Origin of the sequence: Burkholderia sp. JP2-270 (assembly GCF_003233675.1) — a bacterium.
GTDB classification, from domain to species: Bacteria; Pseudomonadota; Gammaproteobacteria; order Burkholderiales; family Burkholderiaceae; genus Burkholderia; species Burkholderia pyrrocinia_C.
Genome location: NZ_CP029824.1, coordinates 3,217,184 through 3,234,866 on the forward strand (window position 1 = coordinate 3,217,184; position 17,683 = coordinate 3,234,866).

19 protein-coding genes are annotated in these 17,683 nt (G+C 69.3%); 5 read left to right on the top strand and 14 right to left on the bottom strand.

What is annotated here, in order from left to right; genetic code table 11:
• Positions 1–9: 9 nt before the first annotated feature.
• The 5 genes from leuE to gloB form a co-directional block, all read right to left on the bottom strand.
• Positions 10–669, bottom strand: a complete 660-nt coding sequence (gene leuE, locus DM992_RS15135; RefSeq protein WP_111017396.1) for a leucine efflux protein LeuE — start codon at positions 667–669, stop codon at positions 10–12.
• Positions 670–706: 37 nt separating this feature from the next.
• A complete protein-coding gene (gene carA / locus DM992_RS15140) occupies positions 707–1,852 on the bottom strand; it encodes a glutamine-hydrolyzing carbamoyl-phosphate synthase small subunit (protein ID WP_111017397.1) in 1,146 nt (381 codons plus the stop codon).
• 390 nt (positions 1,853–2,242) lie between these two features.
• Positions 2,243–3,460: an MFS transporter gene (locus DM992_RS15150; protein ID WP_111017398.1), complete on the bottom strand. Its 1,218-nt coding sequence runs from the start codon at positions 3,458–3,460 to the stop codon at positions 2,243–2,245.
• 156 nt (positions 3,461–3,616) lie between these two features.
• Positions 3,617–5,185, bottom strand: a complete 1,569-nt coding sequence (locus DM992_RS15155; RefSeq protein ID WP_111017399.1) for a transglycosylase SLT domain-containing protein — start codon at positions 5,183–5,185, stop codon at positions 3,617–3,619.
• Between the two features lie 151 nt (positions 5,186–5,336).
• Positions 5,337–6,143: a hydroxyacylglutathione hydrolase gene (gloB, locus tag DM992_RS15160; protein ID WP_111017400.1), complete on the bottom strand. Its 807-nt coding sequence runs from the start codon at positions 6,141–6,143 to the stop codon at positions 5,337–5,339.
• Between the two features lie 18 nt (positions 6,144–6,161).
• Between gloB and DM992_RS15165 the strand changes: the two genes are divergently transcribed.
• Genes DM992_RS15165 through dnaQ form a run of 3 tightly spaced genes read left to right on the top strand, consistent with a single transcriptional unit; the run spans position 6,162 to position 8,199 of the window.
• Entirely contained in the window at positions 6,162–6,986 is an 825-nt protein-coding gene (locus DM992_RS15165) for a class I SAM-dependent methyltransferase (protein ID WP_111017401.1), read from the top strand.
• Positions 6,983–7,426 carry a ribonuclease HI gene (gene rnhA, locus DM992_RS15170; RefSeq protein ID WP_111017402.1) on the top strand — a complete coding sequence of 148 codons (444 nt, stop codon included), beginning with the start codon at positions 6,983–6,985 and terminating at the stop codon, positions 7,424–7,426. Before DM992_RS15165 ends, rnhA begins: the two co-directional genes overlap by 4 nt.
• Before the next feature lie 38 nt (positions 7,427–7,464).
• Positions 7,465–8,199, top strand: a complete 735-nt coding sequence (dnaQ, locus tag DM992_RS15175; RefSeq protein WP_111017403.1) for a DNA polymerase III subunit epsilon — start codon at positions 7,465–7,467, stop codon at positions 8,197–8,199.
• A gap of 27 nt (positions 8,200–8,226) precedes the next feature.
• Here the strand turns inward: dnaQ and DM992_RS15180 are convergent, their stop codons facing one another.
• A complete protein-coding gene (locus tag DM992_RS15180; protein WP_111017404.1) occupies positions 8,227–8,559 on the bottom strand; it encodes a YnfA family protein in 333 nt (110 codons plus the stop codon).
• 541 nt (positions 8,560–9,100) lie between these two features.
• Between DM992_RS15180 and proP the strand changes: the two genes are divergently transcribed.
• Positions 9,101–10,585 carry a glycine betaine/L-proline transporter ProP gene (proP, locus tag DM992_RS15190; RefSeq protein ID WP_111017405.1) on the top strand — a complete coding sequence of 495 codons (1,485 nt, stop codon included), beginning with the start codon at positions 9,101–9,103 and terminating at the stop codon, positions 10,583–10,585.
• A 109-nt stretch (positions 10,586–10,694) separates the two neighbouring features.
• On the opposite strand, the gene DM992_RS15195 is transcribed toward proP, so the two are convergent.
• Together DM992_RS15195 and DM992_RS15200 are read right to left on the bottom strand one after the other, a co-directional pair.
• Complete coding sequence (locus DM992_RS15195; protein WP_111017951.1) at positions 10,695–10,892, bottom strand: hypothetical protein; 198 nt, start codon at positions 10,890–10,892, stop codon at positions 10,695–10,697.
• Positions 10,893–11,085: 193 nt separating this feature from the next.
• Positions 11,086–11,715, bottom strand: a complete 630-nt coding sequence (locus DM992_RS15200; protein ID WP_111017406.1) for a glutathione S-transferase — start codon at positions 11,713–11,715, stop codon at positions 11,086–11,088.
• 165 nt (positions 11,716–11,880) lie between these two features.
• Between DM992_RS15200 and DM992_RS15205 the strand changes: the two genes are divergently transcribed.
• Entirely contained in the window at positions 11,881–13,104 is a 1,224-nt protein-coding gene (locus tag DM992_RS15205) for a polyhydroxyalkanoate depolymerase (protein WP_111017407.1), read from the top strand.
• Here DM992_RS15205 and DM992_RS15210 read toward each other — a convergent pair.
• The 6 genes from DM992_RS15210 to mdcE form a co-directional block, all read right to left on the bottom strand.
• Complete coding sequence (locus tag DM992_RS15210) at positions 13,091–13,756, bottom strand: phosphoribosyltransferase family protein (RefSeq protein WP_111017408.1); 666 nt, start codon at positions 13,754–13,756, stop codon at positions 13,091–13,093. The two genes, DM992_RS15205 and DM992_RS15210, sit on opposite strands and share 14 nt — an antisense overlap.
• 125 nt (positions 13,757–13,881) lie before the next feature.
• Positions 13,882–14,403, bottom strand: a complete 522-nt coding sequence (locus tag DM992_RS15215; protein ID WP_111017409.1) for a phospholipase D-like domain-containing protein — start codon at positions 14,401–14,403, stop codon at positions 13,882–13,884.
• 106 nt (positions 14,404–14,509) lie between these two features.
• Entirely contained in the window at positions 14,510–15,442 is a 933-nt protein-coding gene (locus DM992_RS15220) for an acyltransferase domain-containing protein (RefSeq protein WP_111017410.1), read from the bottom strand.
• Entirely contained in the window at positions 15,439–16,305 is an 867-nt protein-coding gene (gene mdcB, locus DM992_RS15225; RefSeq protein WP_111017411.1) for a triphosphoribosyl-dephospho-CoA synthase MdcB, read from the bottom strand. Before mdcB ends, DM992_RS15220 begins: the two co-directional genes overlap by 4 nt.
• Complete coding sequence (gene mdcG / locus DM992_RS15230) at positions 16,302–16,970, bottom strand: malonate decarboxylase holo-[acyl-carrier-protein] synthase (protein WP_111017952.1); 669 nt, start codon at positions 16,968–16,970, stop codon at positions 16,302–16,304. The genes mdcB and mdcG overlap by 4 nt, the downstream gene beginning before the upstream one ends.
• Complete coding sequence (gene mdcE / locus DM992_RS15235; protein WP_111017412.1) at positions 16,957–17,664, bottom strand: biotin-independent malonate decarboxylase subunit gamma; 708 nt, start codon at positions 17,662–17,664, stop codon at positions 16,957–16,959. The genes mdcG and mdcE overlap by 14 nt, the downstream gene beginning before the upstream one ends.
• Positions 17,665–17,683: the final 19 nt, after the last annotated feature.

The following is a 17,683-nucleotide window of genomic DNA, read 5'->3' on the forward strand; positions in this document are numbered from 1 at the left end:
CGGCAGCGCTCAGCTCATGGTCGCGAGCGCAAGCTTCACCGAGAAACCGATGAACAGGCCGCCCACGCTGCTCGCCGCGCCTGCCGCAAGCTTGCGGCGGCGGCGGAAGTGCTCGGCGAGCCGCGCACCCGCGAAGATCAGCGTGCTCAGGTACAGGAAGCTCGCGCATTGCGCGATCGCCCCGAGCACGACGAACGACAGCGCGGGATGCGGGAATGCCGGGTCGACGAACTGGATGAAGAACGAGATGAAGAACAGGATCGCCTTCGGATTCAGCAGGCTCACGATCAGCGCCTTGCGAAACGGCTGCTCGCCGTCGACCGCGCGCGGCGCGTCGGCCGGCGCATGAGCCGGCGTGCGCAGCTTCTGCCACGCGCTGCGCAGCATGCCGGTGCCGATGTAGAGCAGATACGCGGCGCCGCCGTACTTGACGACGGAGAACAGCAGCGGATTCGCCTTCAGCAGCGACGCGACGCCCGCGGCCGACAGCACCATCAGCACCGTGTCGCCGACGAATACGCCGCAGGCCGCGCGATAGCCGGCCTTCACGCCGCGCTGCGCCGCGAGCGACAGCACGTACATCGAGTTCGGCCCCGGCAGCAGGATGATGAAGATCACGCCGAACACGTAGGTCCAGATATCCGTGATGCCGAGTGCGTGGCCGAACATGATGCGAATCTCCCGTCCTTCGGTTGCGTCGGTTGCGTTAGGCGTTGCGCTGCTTCGCCGCGTCCATCAGCGCGGTGAAACGGTCGAACAGATAGCCGATGTCGTGCGGGCCCGGCGACGCTTCCGGGTGGCCCTGGAAGCAGAACGCCGGCTTGTCGGTCAGCTCGAAGCCCTGCAGCGTGCCGTCGAACAGCGACACGTGCGTCACGCGCGCGTTGGACGGCAGCGAATCCGCATCGACCGCAAAGCCGTGGTTCTGCGACGTGATCACGACTCGACCGTTGCCGAGATCCTTCACCGGATGGTTCGCGCCGTGGTGGCCCGTCTTCATCTTCAGCGTCTTCGCGCCGACCGCGAGGCCCATGATCTGGTGGCCGAGGCAGATGCCGAAGGTCGGCACGCCGCGCTCGATGAATTCCTTCGTGGCCGCGATCGCGTAATCGCACGGCTCCGGATCGCCGGGGCCGTTCGACAGGAAGATGCCGTCCGGATTCAGCGCAAGCGCATCGGCCGCGCTCGCCTGTGCGGGCAGCACCGTCACGTGGCAGCCGCGTTCCGCGAGCATGCGCAGGATGTTGTACTTGACGCCGAAATCGTACGCGACGACGCGGTACTTCGGCGCTTCCTGCATGCCGTAGCCGCTGCCGAGGCGCCATTCCGTCTGCTTCCACTCGAACGGCTTGGTGGTCGACACGACCTTCGCGAGATCCATGCCCGCGAGGCCCGGGAACGAGCGCGCGAGCTCGATCGCCTTCGCTTCGTCGTCCGAGCCGGCCAGGATGCAGCCGTTCTGCGCGCCCTTGTCGCGCAGGATGCGGGTCAGCTTGCGGGTGTCGATGCCGGCGATCGCGACGACGCCTTCGTCGCGCAGGTAATCGCCGAGCGTGCGGTCCATGCGGAAGTTCGATGCGAGCGTGGGCAGATCACGGATGATCAGGCCGGCGGCATGGACTTTCGTGGCTTCGACGTCTTCGGCGTTGACGCCGACGTTGCCGATATGCGGGTAGGTGAGCGTGACGATCTGGCGCGCGTAGCTCGGATCAGTCAGGATTTCCTGATAGCCGGTGATCGCGGTATTGAACACGACTTCGCCGATCGTATGGCCTTCGGCCCCGATCGAATAACCACGAAAGACCGTGCCGTCGGCGAGTGCAAGCAAGGCGGGAGAAAAAGACGGCAACACGGGAGGCTCCTTGGGGAACACCCTGCTGCCGACCTGTTTACCCTGCCGCGCGAGCGCCGCGCTGCGTGGGCGCGCGTAGTCGCTAGCTGGACGCGGCCTGCGTTGTCGAGACGCGAACCCGGCGCGTGGCGCACGAGGCTTCGCGGCATCGCCCGGCAGGCGGCGTGCGGCGGATGAACGGGATAAATGAGGTAGGCGCTAGGGTGCGAGGTTGATCAGCACAAACTTTCAAATTATAGCCCGAAAATGGCCCTATCTTCAATCGATATGGCCGTCCGATCATGCGCGCGCCGCCACCGGCAGCGCGGTACGGCACACGCGCCACGGCGCACGCTCGACGTGCTGCGGCCCCGTTTCCGCAGCCGCCCCACCCACCAGCGTACCGCCGGATCAGTGCGCTTGGCCAGCGCCGCGCGCGGGCCACACGTACCAGACCGCGCTCGCGAGCTGCAGCGCAAGCAGCACGCCCCATGCGGTGAGGTGCGCGGCGGCCGGATAACGGCCGTCGAGCGCGGGCCAATGCGACAGCACCGCGCCGACACCGATCTGGAACGCAAAGATCAGCACGAAGATCACCAGCGTGAGCGTCGTGTTCGCGCGGCCGATCAGGTGGGCGGGAAAGTGCCCGGCCATCACCGCGTAGGTCAGGATGCCGACGCCGCCGAACATCCCGTATGCAGCCCACAGCACGGACGGCGGCAACGGCATGCGCGCGACGATCGCGACCTGCGTCGCGACGAACAGCGCCATGCCGCCCCCGCAGAATGCGTAGACGGACACGCCGCGCCGCTCGAGCACGCGCGCCGCGGCGCCGAAGCCGACGCAGCCGGCCATCATCGCGAAGCCGAGCACCGACACGAGGCGCGCGGCATGCGGCGCATCGAACCCCGCGACGTCGCGCAGGTACGGCCCGACCCACAGCGACTGCATCGCGTAGAACACGCCCTGCGTGACGACCGAGAACGACGAGATCTTCCAGAACGCGCGGCTGCTCAGGATGTGCCACGTGCCCTTGAACTGGCTGACGAGCCCGCCCTGGTGGCGCACCTGCCTCGCTTCGGGCGCGCCGAAGCCGATCGAGGCCGCGACGATCACCGTCAGCACCGCGAGGCCGAAACAGATCGCGCGCCAGTTCGTCCAGCCGAGCAGCCAGGTCAGCGGTGAACCGACCACGACGCCGCCGAGGCCGCCAACCGCCATCACGAGGCCGTTGACGAGCGGCAGCCGACCGACCGGAAAATGCTGCGCGAGCGCCTTGAACGCCGCGCCGAGACATACCGACACGCCGACGCCGATCAGCAGCCGGCCGACCATCATCGTGCCGAGGCCGTGCGCGGCACCGAACACGGCGGCGCCGGCCGCCGCGAACAGCAGCATGCCGGCCGTCACGCGGCGCGGGCCAAAGTGGTCGAGCATCACGCCGGCCGGGATCTGCGCGCCCGCGAAACCGAGGAAATAGAGACTGGTGAGCAGGCCGAGATCGGCGGCCGACAACCCGAGCTCATGCGTGACGAACGGCGCGAAGCCCAGATTGACGCCACGAAACACATACGACACGAAATACCCGATCGAAAACAGCGCGAGCACCCTCACCTGCACCGATGACATCGCTCCCCTCGTTATTTGAAGACTGTCGACGCGGCGCCCCGCACCGCGCACAAACAAAAACGCCGTCACCTCGGTGACGGCGTTTCGTTGCAATTCGTCGGATGATAGCGCAATCGCGCGACCCGGGCCGGCCGCCCGCCGCGCTTCGCAGCCGCGTTACTTCTTCTTGCCCTTGGCCGGCGCGGCCTTCGCGGGTGCAGCTTTCGCCGCCTTGGCCGATTTGGCCGCCGGCTTTGCCGCGCCGCGCTTCGCGCCGTGCGACTTGCCGCCCACCGCCAGGCTCGCGCGCTCGATGCGCGCACCACCGACCGACGTCGCGATCCGCTCCGGACCGGGTTCCGCCGGCATCGAACGGCCGACCGGCACGTGCAGCACCAGCGCCTGGCCCGGCATCGCGAGATCGCGGTGCGTGCGGTTCCACGCCTTCAACTGGCCGACCGACACGCCGTAGCGGCCGGCGATCGCCGCCATCGACTGCTTGCGGCGCACGCGGATCAGCATCTTGCGCGTGTCGGGTACGTCGGGCTCCATCGCGAGCGCACCGTTTTCGGCGACGTCGGCGCTGATGTCCTCGTCGTCGTCATCGCCGCGCGGCACGACGATCGTCGAGCCCGGCTTCAGGCGCATGCCGGCCGGAATCTTGTTGACCGACATCAGCGTATCGGCGTCCACGCCGATCTTCTCGGCGATCGCGGCCGGCCGCGCACGTTCGCTGACCGTATAGGTGGTCCACGTCGAAAGCTGGCCGTTGTATGCCTTCAGGTTCTTCTCGAACGCGGACGCGTTGTCGAACGGCAGCAGGATCTGCGGTTCGGTCGCGCCGAGGATCACCGGCTTCGAGAACGACGGGTTCAGCGAGCGGAATTCGTCGAGCGACAGGTTCGCGAGCTTCGCGGCGACCGCGACGTCGATGTCGCGCGACGTCGTGACCGTCACGAAATACGGGTGGTTCGGGATGTCCGGCAGCGTCAGGCCGTACTGCTTCGGGCTCGCGATGATGTTCTTCACCGCCTGCAGCTTAGGCACGTAGTTGCGCGTCTCGTTCGGCATCCGCAGGCTCTGGTAGTCGGTCGGCAGGCCGGCCGCCTGGTTGCGCGCGATCGCGCGCTGCACGTTGCCCTCGCCCCAGTTGTACGCGGCCAGCGCCAGATACCAGTCGCCGAACATGTCATGCAGGCGCGACAGGTAGTCGAGCGCGGCGCTCGTCGACGCGAGCACGTCGCGCCGTTCGTCCTGCCACATGTTGCGCTTCAGGTTGTACGTGCGGCCCGTGCCGGGCATGAACTGCCACATGCCGGCCGCCTTCGCGACCGACAGCGCCTGCGGGTTGAACGCCGATTCGATGAACGGCAGCAGCGCGAGCTCGGTCGGCATGTGACGCGCCTCGAGTTCCTCGACGATGTGATACAGGTACTTCTGCGAGCGCTCGGTCATGCGCTGCACGTAATCCGGACGCTGCGTGTACCAGGTCGTCTGCATGTCGACGAGGTCGCTCTGCAGGTCGGGCATCTGGAAGCCGCGACGGATGCGCCCCCACAAATCGGAATCCGCACTGGTCAGGTCGCCGACGGATTGCTTGTCGACGTCGACAGTTTCTTTGGCGGTGGCTGATTTACGGAGGTAGTTGGACGTCGCCTGCGGATCGGCGGCGTTGTTGGCGACAGGAGCCTGGCTCGCACAAGCGGCGAGTAGCAGGACCACCATCGCACTCAATATAAGTCGCATGAAAATCTCGGCTTCCGACGGCTGGAAATTGCTGGCGATACTACGGAAGTGCGTGCTTCACGTCAATAAAAACACCGAAAACTCAGCGAAATCCTACATTTGGAGCAATTTTTACAGACACCGCTTGAGCTTTGGAGTCCTCCGAAAATCATCATCTGAACCGGTTTTTCCACTCGCGCATCAGCGTGAACGCCGCCAGACGATCCGGCACCGTTTCGTGAAGCTCGGCCTCGAGCGTCGCATGGATGGCGGCGCTGTCCGCGCGCATGAACGGGTTTACCGCGCGCTCGTGCGCGATCGTCGTCGGCAGCGTCGGCACGCCGCGCGCGCGCAGCGCCTGCGCGTCGTCGCGCCACGCGGCGAGCGCCGTATTGCCGGGCTCGCACGCGAGCGCGAAGCGGATGTTCGACAGCGTATATTCGTGTGCGCAATGCACGCGCGTGTCGTCCGGCAGTGCCGCGAGCGCGTCGAGCGACGCGAGCATCTGCGCGGGCGTACCCTCGAACAGGCGGCCGCAGCCGCACGAGAACAGCGTGTCGCCGCAGAACACGTGCGGCACCGCCGCGCCCTGCCCGGCCGCCTGGAAGTAGGCAATGTGGCCGCGCGTATGACCGGGCACGTCGAGCACGTCGAACGCGACGGCCGGCGCGTCGAGCGTCACGCGATCGCCGCCCGAAAGCGGCCGCGTGACCACGCCGATCGCCTCGGCCGCAGGGCCGTAAACGGTGAGCGGCGCATTGTCCGGTTGGCTGACTCGCAGCGCCTCGACACCGCCGACATGGTCGGCGTGATGGTGCGTGAGTAAAATAGCGGTCAACCGCCAGCCTCGTTCGGCAAGAACCCGGCGCACGGGCGCGGCTTCACCCGGATCGACGGCGATCGCATCGCGGCCGTCCGAGACGAGCCAGATATAGTTGTCTTCGAATGCCGGCACCGGCACGTATTCCAGCTCGTTCATGGGCGCGCAATCATCGTTATGCCTGATCGTCAAATTATAGACTGGCCCGCCTGGACCGACTCGCCTCCCGGCCGCTACGTGCTGGACTGGGAGCAGGCGCAGCTCGACCGGATCGTGTCCGACGTATTCGGGTTCCACGCGCTGCAGCTCGGCCTGCCGCAGCTCGACGCGCTGCGCGAGAACCGCATGCCGTATCGCGGCCTCGTGCTCGATCCGGCGAGCGGCGCGAGCGCGCCTTACCAGTATCCGTGGGCGCGCGAAGCGCACGCGCCGGAGCACGCGCCGGAGCACGCGCCCGCCGATCGCAGCACGACGTGGTGCGACCTGCTCGACCTGCCGTTCGAGTCGCAGAGCGTCGACCTGATCGTGATGCCGCACACGCTCGAATTCACATCCGACCCGCACCGCCTGCTGCGCGAGGCCGAGCGCGTGCTGATGCCGGAAGGCCAGCTCGTGATCACCGGCTTCAATTCGCTCAGCCTGTGGGGCATGCGGCAATCGTTCGGGCGCATGGCGAACCGCCCGTTCGTGCCGGCCACGCGCGACCAGATCGCGTTCATCCGGCTCAAGGACTGGATCAAGCTGCTCGGCTTCGACCTCGAACGCGGCCGCTTCGGCTGCTACCGGCCGCCGCTCGTCACCGACAAGTGGCTGGCCCGCTACGGCTTCATGGAGGCCGCGGGCGACCGCTGGTGGCCGATCTTCGGCGCCGTCTACATGGTGACGGCCGTCAAGCGCGTGCGCGGCATGCGCCTCGTCGGCCAGATCAAGATGAAAAAACCCGTGCTCGCGCCAGGCCTGACGCCCGCGGCCTCCCCGACCACCCATCAAGAACATTCATGACAACCGATACGATCGACATCTATACCGACGGCGCCTGCAAGGGCAACCCCGGCCCGGGCGGCTGGGGCGCACTGATGCGCTACGGCGACCGCGAAAAGGAACTGTTCGGCGGCGAGCCCAACACGACCAACAACCGCATGGAGCTGATGGGCGTGATCGCCGCGCTCGAGGCGCTGAAGCGGCCGTGCCAGGTGATCGTGCACACCGATTCGCAATACGTGCAGAAAGGCATCAGCGAGTGGATCCACGGCTGGAAGAAGAAAGGCTGGGTCACCGCGGCAAAGACACCGGTGAAGAACGCCGACCTGTGGAAGCGGCTCGACGCGCTCGTCGCGCAGCACGAGGTCGAGTGGCGCTGGGTCAAGGGTCACGCGGGCCATCCCGAAAACGAGCGCGCGGACGCACTCGCGAATCGCGGCGTCGAATCGCTCACGGCCTGAACGCCGGCCACTCCCCTGTTTCCTTCGTTTTCCCCGACATGCGCCAGATCATTCTCGATACCGAAACCACCGGCCTGAACGCCCGCACGGGCGACCGCCTCATCGAAATCGGCTGCGTCGAGCTGCTGAACCGGCGGCTCACCGGCAACAACCTGCACTTCTACGTGAACCCCGAGCGCGACAGCGATCCGGGCGCACTGGCCGTGCACGGCCTCACGACCGAATTCCTCAGCGACAAGCCGAAGTTCGCGGAAGTCGCCAGCCAGATCCTCGACTTCGTGAAGGACGCCGAGCTGATCATCCACAACGCACCGTTCGACCTGGGCTTCCTCGATGCCGAATTCGCGCGGCTCGACCTGCCGCCGTTCACCGAACATTGCGGCGGCGTGATCGACACGCTCGTGCAGGCCAAGCAGATGTTCCCCGGCAAGCGCAACTCGCTCGACGCGCTGTGCGACCGCTTCGGCATCAGCAACGCGCACCGGACGCTGCACGGCGCCCTGCTCGACTCGGAGCTGCTCGCCGAGGTGTATCTCGCGATGACGCGCGGCCAGGACAGCCTCGTGATCGACATGCTCGACGACGCGGGCGCCGACGGCGGCGCCGCGAACGGCCAGCGCGTGTCGCTCGCCGCGCTCGACCTGGTCGTGGTGGCCGCGACCGACGACGAACTCGCCGCGCACCAGGCGCAGCTCGACGAGCTCGACAAGTCGGTCAAGGGCGCATGCGTGTGGCGCAAGTCCGCCGACGCGGGTGCCGCCGAAGCGGCCTGACGCACGCGGCACGCACTGCGGCCGCGCTTACGCGCGCGGCTGCAGCGCGATGACCGCCATCCCGCCGAGCGCGAGCACCGCGCCGGCTACATCCCAGCGGGTCAGCGCGATACCGTCAACCACCCTCAACCAGACCAGCGCAACCGCGATATATACGCCGCCGTACGCGGCATACGTGCGCCCCGCGGCGCTCGGGTGCAGCGTCAGCAGCCACGCGAACAGCGCGAGCGACAGCGCGGCCGGCACCAGCAGCCAGACCGGCCGGCTGCCCTTCAGCACGAGCCACGGCAGGTAACAGCCGACGATTTCGGCCAGCGCGGTGGCGGCGAACAACGCCGCGATCCTCATCAGTTCGGTCATCCGGTTCCTCGTGAATTCGACCCGTCGCCGGGGAACTGCACGGCCCCGCCGCGCGCCGCCGATCATACCCGAGCAGGCTGCCCCGGACGCCCCGCCAGACGGGCGCTTCCCGGCAATTTGCACGATCATCCGTCATCGTGCTATCATGTCGCCTGTTTCAACATTCAATCTCTGTCTATTCGATTTCGAGAGAAGTCCGTGCGCGCATTGCGGGCCGGCGCTTCGACTGAAATTGCACCCACAGGAAAGCCCGCCCGACAGGCCCGCTTTTCTCGTTTCGTTGCCCCTTTCGGGGCGCTTGCCGGAACGCCGGACCTCCGTCCGCACCGGCATCTGCCGCCAGCATCACGCGGCCCATTCTTCATGAGCGCACTGTCGCGACGGCCCATCGGGCCCGCGTCGAAGCAGTCCCTTACGGCCCTTTGCTGCCCGTTGCGCAGTAAGTGCTTAATGGCCTGCCCCGACGCGCCGCACACGACACCGCGCTTGCAGGCAAACCGTGTCGGACGGCCCGCCCGTTCCGGCGCAGTCAAAGGAGTGCATGACCTTGACCGCAACACACGTCAGCCCGACCGCTGCTTCTTCCTCCACTTCGTCCGGCGACGCTCCGCTCGCCGCGGACGACATAACCGTCGTCGACCAGAGCCTGCTCAAGCGCGCCGTCAGCGCGATGGCCATCGGCAATGCGATGGAATGGTTCGACTTCGGCGTGTACAGCTATATCGCCGTCACGCTCGGCAAGGTGTTCTTCCCGTCCAGCAGCCCGTCCGCGCAGCTGCTCGCGACCTTCGGCACGTTCGCGGCCGCGTTCCTCGTGCGCCCGCTCGGCGGCATGGTGTTCGGCCCGCTCGGCGACCGCATCGGCCGCCAGCGCGTGCTCGCCGCGACGATGATCATGATGGCCGTCGGCACCTTCGCGATCGGCCTGATCCCGAGCTACGCATCGATCGGCATCATGGCGCCCGTGCTGCTGCTCGTCGCCCGCCTCGTGCAGGGCTTCTCGACCGGCGGCGAATACGGCGGCGCGGCCACCTTCATCGCCGAATTCTCGACCGACAAGCGCCGCGGCTTCATGGGCAGCTTCCTCGAGTTCGGCACGCTGATCGGCTATGTGATGGGTGCGGGCGTCGTCGCGCTGCTGACCGCGTCGCTGTCGCAGGAAGCGCTGCTGTCGTGGGGCTGGCGCGTGCCGTTCCTGATCGCCGGCCCGCTCGGCCTGATCGGCCTCTATATCCGGATGAAGCTCGAGGAAACGCCTGCGTTCAAGCGCCAGGCCGAGGAGCGCGAAGCGCAGGACAAGGCCGTGCCGAAGGCGCGCTTCCGCGAAACGCTGATGCACAACTGGCGCGCGCTGCTGCTGTGCGTCGGCCTCGTGCTGATCTTCAACGTGACCGACTACATGGTGCTGTCGTACCTGCCGAGCTTCATGTCGTCGACGCTGCACTTCGACGAATCGCACAGCCTCGTGCTGGTGCTGCTCGTGATGGTGCTGATGATGCCGATGACGCTCTTCGCCGGCCGCCTGTCCGACAGGATCGGCCGCAAGCCGGTGATGCTCGCCGGCTGTGTGGGGCTGCTCGTGCTGTCGATCCCGTCGATGATGCTGATCCACACGGGCACCACGGCGTCGGTGTTCGGCGGCCTGCTGGTCCTCGGCGTGCTGCTGTCCTGCTTCACCGGCGTGATGCCGTCGGCGCTGCCGGCGCTGTTCCCGACCGAGATCCGCTACGGCGCGCTCGCGATCGGCTTCAACGTGTCGGTATCGCTGTTCGGCGGCACGACGCCGCTGATGACCGCATGGCTCGTCGACGTGACGCACAACCTGATGATGCCCGCGTACTACATGATGGGCGCCGCCGTGATCGGCATCGTGTCGGTAATCGCGCTCGCGGAAACCGCGCGCCAGCCGCTCAAGGGCTCGCCGCCGGCCGTCGCGACGCGCCGCGAGGCGCACCAGCTCGCGCGTCAGATGCGCGAGGACGACGACTCGGAGATGTACGGCGTCGTGTCGCCCGCACGCGCCTGAGCGTCGCCCATGAAAAAGCCCCGGCCGAAGCCGGGGCCCTATCGAATCCGATCCGCCCGACCGGCTTGCGCCGGCCGGGCTTTTTTTCATCCTTTGGCTGCGAGCACCCTCATGCGTGCGCTTCGCCGTGACGGCAGAAGATCAGCGCGCGCGAGCGAGACACCGCCGCCTGCGCGCCGCGTGCCGCGACGATCAGCCCGACCTGGCCGAGATTGAAATCGCGCTCGACCATCAACTGCGTCAGCGCGGCAAGCGGCAACACGACGGACGGGTGGTACAGGCTTGATTCGATCAGGGCTTTCATCATCGGCTCCATCTGGCAGTGCGTGATTCGATGGAGTGGATTCTAGGGACCGGCCGCTTCCGGATAAACGGCGCGAATGCGAAGTCACTTGTCGGCCACCGAGAACAATCGGCAGCGGCTTGCCGGGCACGGCCGAGCGGCCGGCAGGCAACGGCGCGGGGGCGGCCTCGCGCCTCGCCGCCAAGGGCCGCCAGGCCTACACGAGCGGCGTTTCGACGAACGCCGGCAGCGCTTCCGCACGCGCCGAATGCGCGGCGAGTGCCGGATAGCGGGCCGGATCGATTCGCTCGAGCGCCGGGTAATCGGCCGTCATGAACTGCGTGAAGCGCCATGCCACCGCGACCGTCACGTCGGACTGCAGCAGGCGCGCGCCGCCGAACCAGCCGTTCGCGGCCGCGACGAGCGGCTCCAGCTCGCCGTACGCGCCCTCGAGCTGGCTCAGCACGCGCTCGAGCCACGGCGCGTGCTGCTTGTCGGACGGGCGCAGCGCCTGCTCGTAGACGACCTGCACGGTCTTCTCGGCCGCCGCCAGCGCGAAACCGACCGGCACGAGCGCGCGCAGCCGCGCGTCGGCGGCGTCGGGCAGCAGGCGCCGCTCCGGCACGACCAGGTGATCGAGATAGTCGACGATCAGCGACGAATCGATCAGCGTCGCGCCGTCGTCGGTCACGAGCGTCGGCGCCTTGACGACCGGGTTGACCGCCCTGAACTGCTCGAAATGACGAAACACCGAGATCGATTCGTGTTCGAACGGCAGGTCGAGCAGCTTCGCCGAAATGGCGACACGGCGCACGAACGGGGAATCCAGCATGCCGATCAGCTTCATCGCAAACGCTCCGCTTGAGGGGAATGGGACCGACGACTGTAGCAGCGTCGCGAGACGTCGCCTAGCGTGCTCGTACGGCGGTCCGCTTGATACGTATCAACGCCCCGCTGCCCGGCCACAGTGACCATAATGCAGATTCACGTCCCATCCGCCCCAAGGTCCGCCATGTGGTATGCCCTCGTCGAGCAGCAGCGGGAATGGATGCGCGCCTGGCGCGCGGCGACGCGGCACGCGTTCGACGGGTGGCCCGCGGCGACGCTGCCACTGGCCGCGTCGTCGTGTTATGACGACCTGTTCGAGCCGCTGCTCGGGCAGCCGGCCGGGCCGCCGCGTTTCGACCTCGGGCGATCCGCCATCGGCGAACGGATCGCCGCGCACACGCCGTTCTGCGACCTGCGGCGCTTCACGCGCGCCGATGCGCGGCGCACGGTGCTGCTGTGCGCGCCGCTCGCCGGGCACGCGGCCGTGATGATGCGGGAAACCGTCGAGACGCTGCTCGCCGACGGCGACGTCTGCGTGACCGACTGGCGCAATGCGCGCGACGTGCCGCTCGCGTCGGGCCGCTTCGGGCTCGACGAGTATGTCGCGACGCTCGACGGCTTCGTCGACGGGCTCGCGCTCGACGATCGGCCGCTGCACGTCGTCGCCGTGTGCCAGGCGACCGTGCCGGCGCTCGGCGCGCTCGCGCTGCGCGCCGCGCGCGGCCTCGCACCGCCCGCGAGCATCACGCTGATCGGCGGCCCGCTCGACGCACGCCTGAATCCGAGCGCGCTCGGCACCGCGGCGGCCACCCGCTCGCTCGGCTGGTGCCGCCGCCACCTGATCGACATCGTGCCGCCCGGCTTCGCGGGGCACGGCCGCCATGTGTTCCCGACCTATCTCCAGCAGGGCGAGATCGCGCTGATGTACCCGCAGCGTTTCATGTCGCTGGTCGAGGCGTATGCGCTGGCCGCGTCGCGCTTCGACATGGCCGCACTCGCCGGCGCGCGGCGCGCGCTGCTCGAATACACGGCGCTGCTCGACATGCCGGCCGAATATTTCCTCGACACGGTCGACATCGTGTTCCAGCGCATGTGCCTCGCGAACGGCACGTGGGATGTTGGCGGCCGGCGCGTCGAGCCGGGCGCGCTGCGCGGCGTCGCGCTGCTGACCGTCGAAGGCCAATGCGACGCAGTCACGGGCGCCGGCCAGACGCATGCGGCACTCGACATGTGCAGCGGCCTCGCGGCCGACGAGCGCTATCGCGTCGATATCGACGATTGCGATCACTACGGGCTGTTTACCGGCGCGCGCTGGCGCGGCAATGTCCATCCGATGCTGCAGCGCGTGTTCGCACTGGCCGAGGCCGGCCGCCCTCGCCCGCGCTCGCGCCGGATCAGGCGGACGTGATGCCGCGCTGCGTGCGTGCCGCGTCGAGCAGCGTACGCACCTCGTCGTCGCTCGTTTGCCCGAAGCGCGCGTAGAACTGACTGATCCCGAAGAACGGGCGCGGCTGCGATACCGAGACGAACGCGTCGGCCAGACCGTCGAACGCATGCTGCGCGCCCGCCGGCGCGACCGGCGCGGCCGCCACGATCCGCGCCGGGTGGCGCTCGCGCAGCGCCTGCAGCGCGGCACGCATCGACGCGCCGGTCGCGACGCCGTCGTCGACGACGATCACGATCCGCCCGTCGACCGGCAGCGGCGGCGCAGCGCCGCGATACAGCGCTTCGCGGCGATGCAGCTCGGCCGTCTCGCGCACGATCACGTCGGCGAGCTGCGCGTCGGTCACGCCCATCGAGCGGATCACGGAACGCTGCAGATGCATCGCGCCCCCCGTTGCGATCGCGCCCATCGCGAGCTCGGGCTCGCACGGCACGCCGAGCTTGCGCACGACCAGCACGTCGAGCGGCGCGCGCAGCGCGCAGGCGACCGGATACGCGACGGGCACGCCGCCGCGCGGCAACGCGAGCACGACGACATCGCTACGCCCCGCGTAATCGCTCAGCGCGTCGGCCAGTTGGCGGCCCGCATCGGCGCGATCGGCAAAACACTCGGTCAAGATCGGCTCCCTGCCGTTGCGCCGGATGCGCGAAACCCGCGCCGGCGCCTGTCAACGAGCATGGTTCATCGGCGACGCAGATGCAAGCGGGGTCACACCGGCGTGCACGACGCCGAAGGAAAGGGTCAGAGGCCGCCGGCCTGCCGGTACAGCCGCCAGAACGACTGTGCGTAGGATTGCGCGAGCTCGGGCGCGCGCTGGAACACGTTGACCGTCTCGGCATGCGCGGCCGCGCCGTCGGACAGCGTCGTCAGCGCGACGCTGTCGTCGACGATCACGAAGCGCGGCGCGGGATCGCCGTGCCGCGAATCGATCGCCACGTCGATACCCGCGGATTTCAGATAGCCTGCGCCGCTGTACCTGCCCGCGCGCGGCGAGCGCACGAGCACGACGCGCACCTCGATCCCGCGCGCACGGGCCGCGCGCAGCGCGCTCGCGACGGCGGGCGGCACTTGCGTGTAGCCGGCCAGCAGTACGCGGCGCTGCGCCTGTTCGATCAGGTCGACGGTCGCATCGGCCGCCGCGTTGTCATACGAAAAGTACGTGCCGACCGAGGCGGCATCGGACGGAATCCGGCTGGCGTGGGCGCTCGCCGCGCAGCAAAGCGCGGCGAAAAAGAAGGCGGCTGGTCTCATGGCGGGCGCCATTGTAGCGACGCCATTTCGCGTTGCAAGCGTCGCCTGCAACGCTGCTGCGCCGGCGCAACACACAGTGCGCGGCGGGGGTGTTGCAGGCCGGTTTTCGCGCCGCCGGTCAGCCGGCCGCGATGCGCACGAGCCAGTTCGTCACGCCGTCGACGGAACGGAAATCCGCGAGGCTGCGCGCCGGCAGCGCGGGATACGCACCGCCTGCCATCTCGGCCAGCGCGCGCCCGGGGCCGAGTTCGAGAAACGCGGTCGCACCGGCCTCCACGCAGGCGGCGAGACAAGCCGCCCACTCGACCGGCTCCGCGATCTGCCGCGCGAGCTTGTCGAGGCCCGCGTCGACATCGAGCACCGACGCGCCGTCGATGCCCGAAAACAATCGCGTGCCGGGCAGCGGCCGGCGCACGCGCACATCGACAAGCGACGCGCGAAATACCGGCACGGCCGCTGCGAGCCGGCGCGTATGCGACGCGATCCGCACGCATACGGGCGCGACGCGCAGCGCACCGGCGCGCGCGGCGCCGTCGGCCACCGCATCGACATCGGCCTGCCGCCCCGCGACCACGAAAGCGTCGCCGGGGTTTGCAATCGCGATCGCCGCGTCGCGGCCGTCGCACAACTGCGCAAGCTGCGCGCGCGTCAGGCCGCGCACGAACGCCATCCGCTCGTCGCCGCCGCTCGCCGCATCCATCGCGCGCGCGCGTGCGTCGGCCAGATCGAGCGCGTCATGCGGATCGATCATTCCCGCGACGCTCCACGACGCGACCTCGCCGACGCTGTAGCCCGCGACGCAGCGCCGGCGCGGCCACACCGCGTCGAGCAGCGCGGCCGCCGCAAGCGCCTGGACGGTGCAGAGAATCTGCGCGGCGCGGTTCTCGCGCAGCGCGTCCGGTCCGGCCTGCCGGACCCAAGCGCGCGGATCGTCGCCGACGAGCCGGCCGGCATGCGCGAACAACGCATCGGCCTGCGGCGCCGCGCCCGTCAGGTCGAACATGTCGGCGCGCTGCGCGCCTTGTCCCGAACAGAGGATCGCCAGCGTCATCGCGCGTCCCCGTCGGCTTCGAGCGCATCGACGAATACGCTCATCGCGAGCAGATCGGCCGCGCCGCCCGGGCTCAGCCGGCGCGCAACGAACGCACGATGCGCGGCCACCGCGCGCAGCCGCCAGTCGCGCGCGCGCACGCCGCCGCGTGCGACGAACGCCCGTGCGGTCGCCCGCGCGAAATCGAGGCCGGCCTGCCCGCCCCGGTGCAGCAGGTTCGTATCGTCGAGCGCGGCGATCAGCGCGAAGCACGCAGCGACGCGCGCGGCTTCCGGATCGTCGGGCCGGTCGCACTTCGCACGGCGCAGCGCGGGCAGCCCGATCGCGTATACGGTCGCGAAACCTTCGGCCGCTTCGCGACGCGCGCCGCCGACGCCGTAGCGTCGGCTCGCGCGCTCGCCGTGGCTGTCCGGCAAGCGCGGGCCGCCGAGAATATCGGTGCCCCAGCGGCGGGAGACGAACGCACCGAGCGTCGTTCCGCCCGGCACGGCCCCCGGCATCGCGCGCCGGCCCGCGGCCGCGCACAGCAGCCCGAGCCCGAAAATCGCGCCGCGATGCGTATTGACGCCGCCGGTCGCCGCGAGCATCGCGTGCTCGGCACGCAGGCCGATCTTGCGCAGCACGGCCATGTCCGCATCGCGCGCGCCCGCGTCGGCGAGTTCCGCGAAGTACGGCCGCAGCACGGCGGCGCTGCGCGCGAACGTCGCGGCATCCATGTCCGAGTGACTGCCGGTGTCGACGTGGCTGACGAGCCCCGGCTTCGGATAGGTGTCGATCTCGAGCACGAGACTGCGCTCGGCCAGTTCGGCGATGCGCTCGGCAGCGGGCGGCGCCGGTACGCGGCAGGCGGCCCATGCGCTCATCGCGCGTCTCCGGTGAAGGCGCCGGCAGGCATCAGTTCGACGGCGAGCGCAGTCTTGACCGCGACTTCGGGCAGCCGCGCGTGCAGTTCGCGCCAGTTGACGCCCGCGCCGTCGGCGCGCAGCAGTTCGCCGTCGATGCGCATCGGCGCGCGCGCGTCGATCGCCGCGAGGCCGTCGAGCAGCGGTGCGAGCGACGCGGCATTCGGCAGCGGAAACACGATGTCGAGATCGGAAGACTCGCCCAGGTAGCGCTCGCGCGTCAGCGCCTGCCACGCGAGGCTGCCGAACACGCGGCCCTGCACGCCGCAGCGCGCACCGAGCGCATCGAGCTCGCGCAACGGCGCTTGCCATGCGTCGGGCGCGGCGGCGAGCACGTCGGCCAGCGCGGGCAGCGGGCCGACCGTCGCGAGCGCGTCGGCAGCGACGTTCAGCGCAATGCGCCGCTTGCCCGCGGCAGGCGGCAGCGGCAGGCCGAGCGGCACGCGGCCGGCATCGGCCTCGTCGGGCGACGCGCGGCGCACGATCAACGGCCAGCCGCGTTCGGCCCACGCGCGCACGAGCGGATCGGCCGCGAGCGCGGGATCGCGCGCGAATGCCGCGCCCCACCCCGCCGCCGTCAGCGTGACGAGCGTGTGGCGGCGCAGCGGCATCTCAGCGTGCGGCACGCGCGAGTTCCTCGACGCGCCGCGCGACGTCGGCCGCAACCGGCCGGCCGCGCGCCGCGCGCCGGTCGATGCGGTCGGCCGGCTTGCCGAGCCATTCGCGGACCTGCCCGTCGAGCGCGCGGGACGGATCGAGCACGGCATCGACGGCGCCCATCTTCACGAGATTGTCGAGCCCGGGCGCGAACACGGGCGTCGAGCGCGCCATCTCCTTCAGCACGTCGATCGGCAGCTTGGTCACGCGCGACATCGACGGCAGGTCCATCACCTCCGGCTCGGCGCCCGGCACCGCGAGCAGCGTGCGCGTCGCGAGCGCGGTCGCGATGAATGCGCCCGCGGCCGTGTGGCCGTACAGCACGCCGATCGTCCGGTGCCCGGCGAGATCCGCGTGCATCAGGCACTTCGCGAGATGCGACAACCCTTCGTTCAGGCCGAGCAGTTCGTCGCGCTTGCTCATTCGCTGGCTGTCGCTGTCGACGAGCACGACGATCGGCGTGTCGCCGCCGCGCGCGATCGTGTCGAGCACGCGCGACGCGAGCGTCAGCGCCTCGTCGATGCCGAACGGCAAACGGTCGGCGACGCCGATCACGTCGACGCGCGTGCCGGCCAGTTCCGCGTGGCCCGTCAGCAGGCCGCCGGTGCGCACGATCGAATGGCCTGTCGGAAACAGCGAGTTCAGGACTTCATCGAGCGTCATGCTGCCTCCCGCCGGGCCG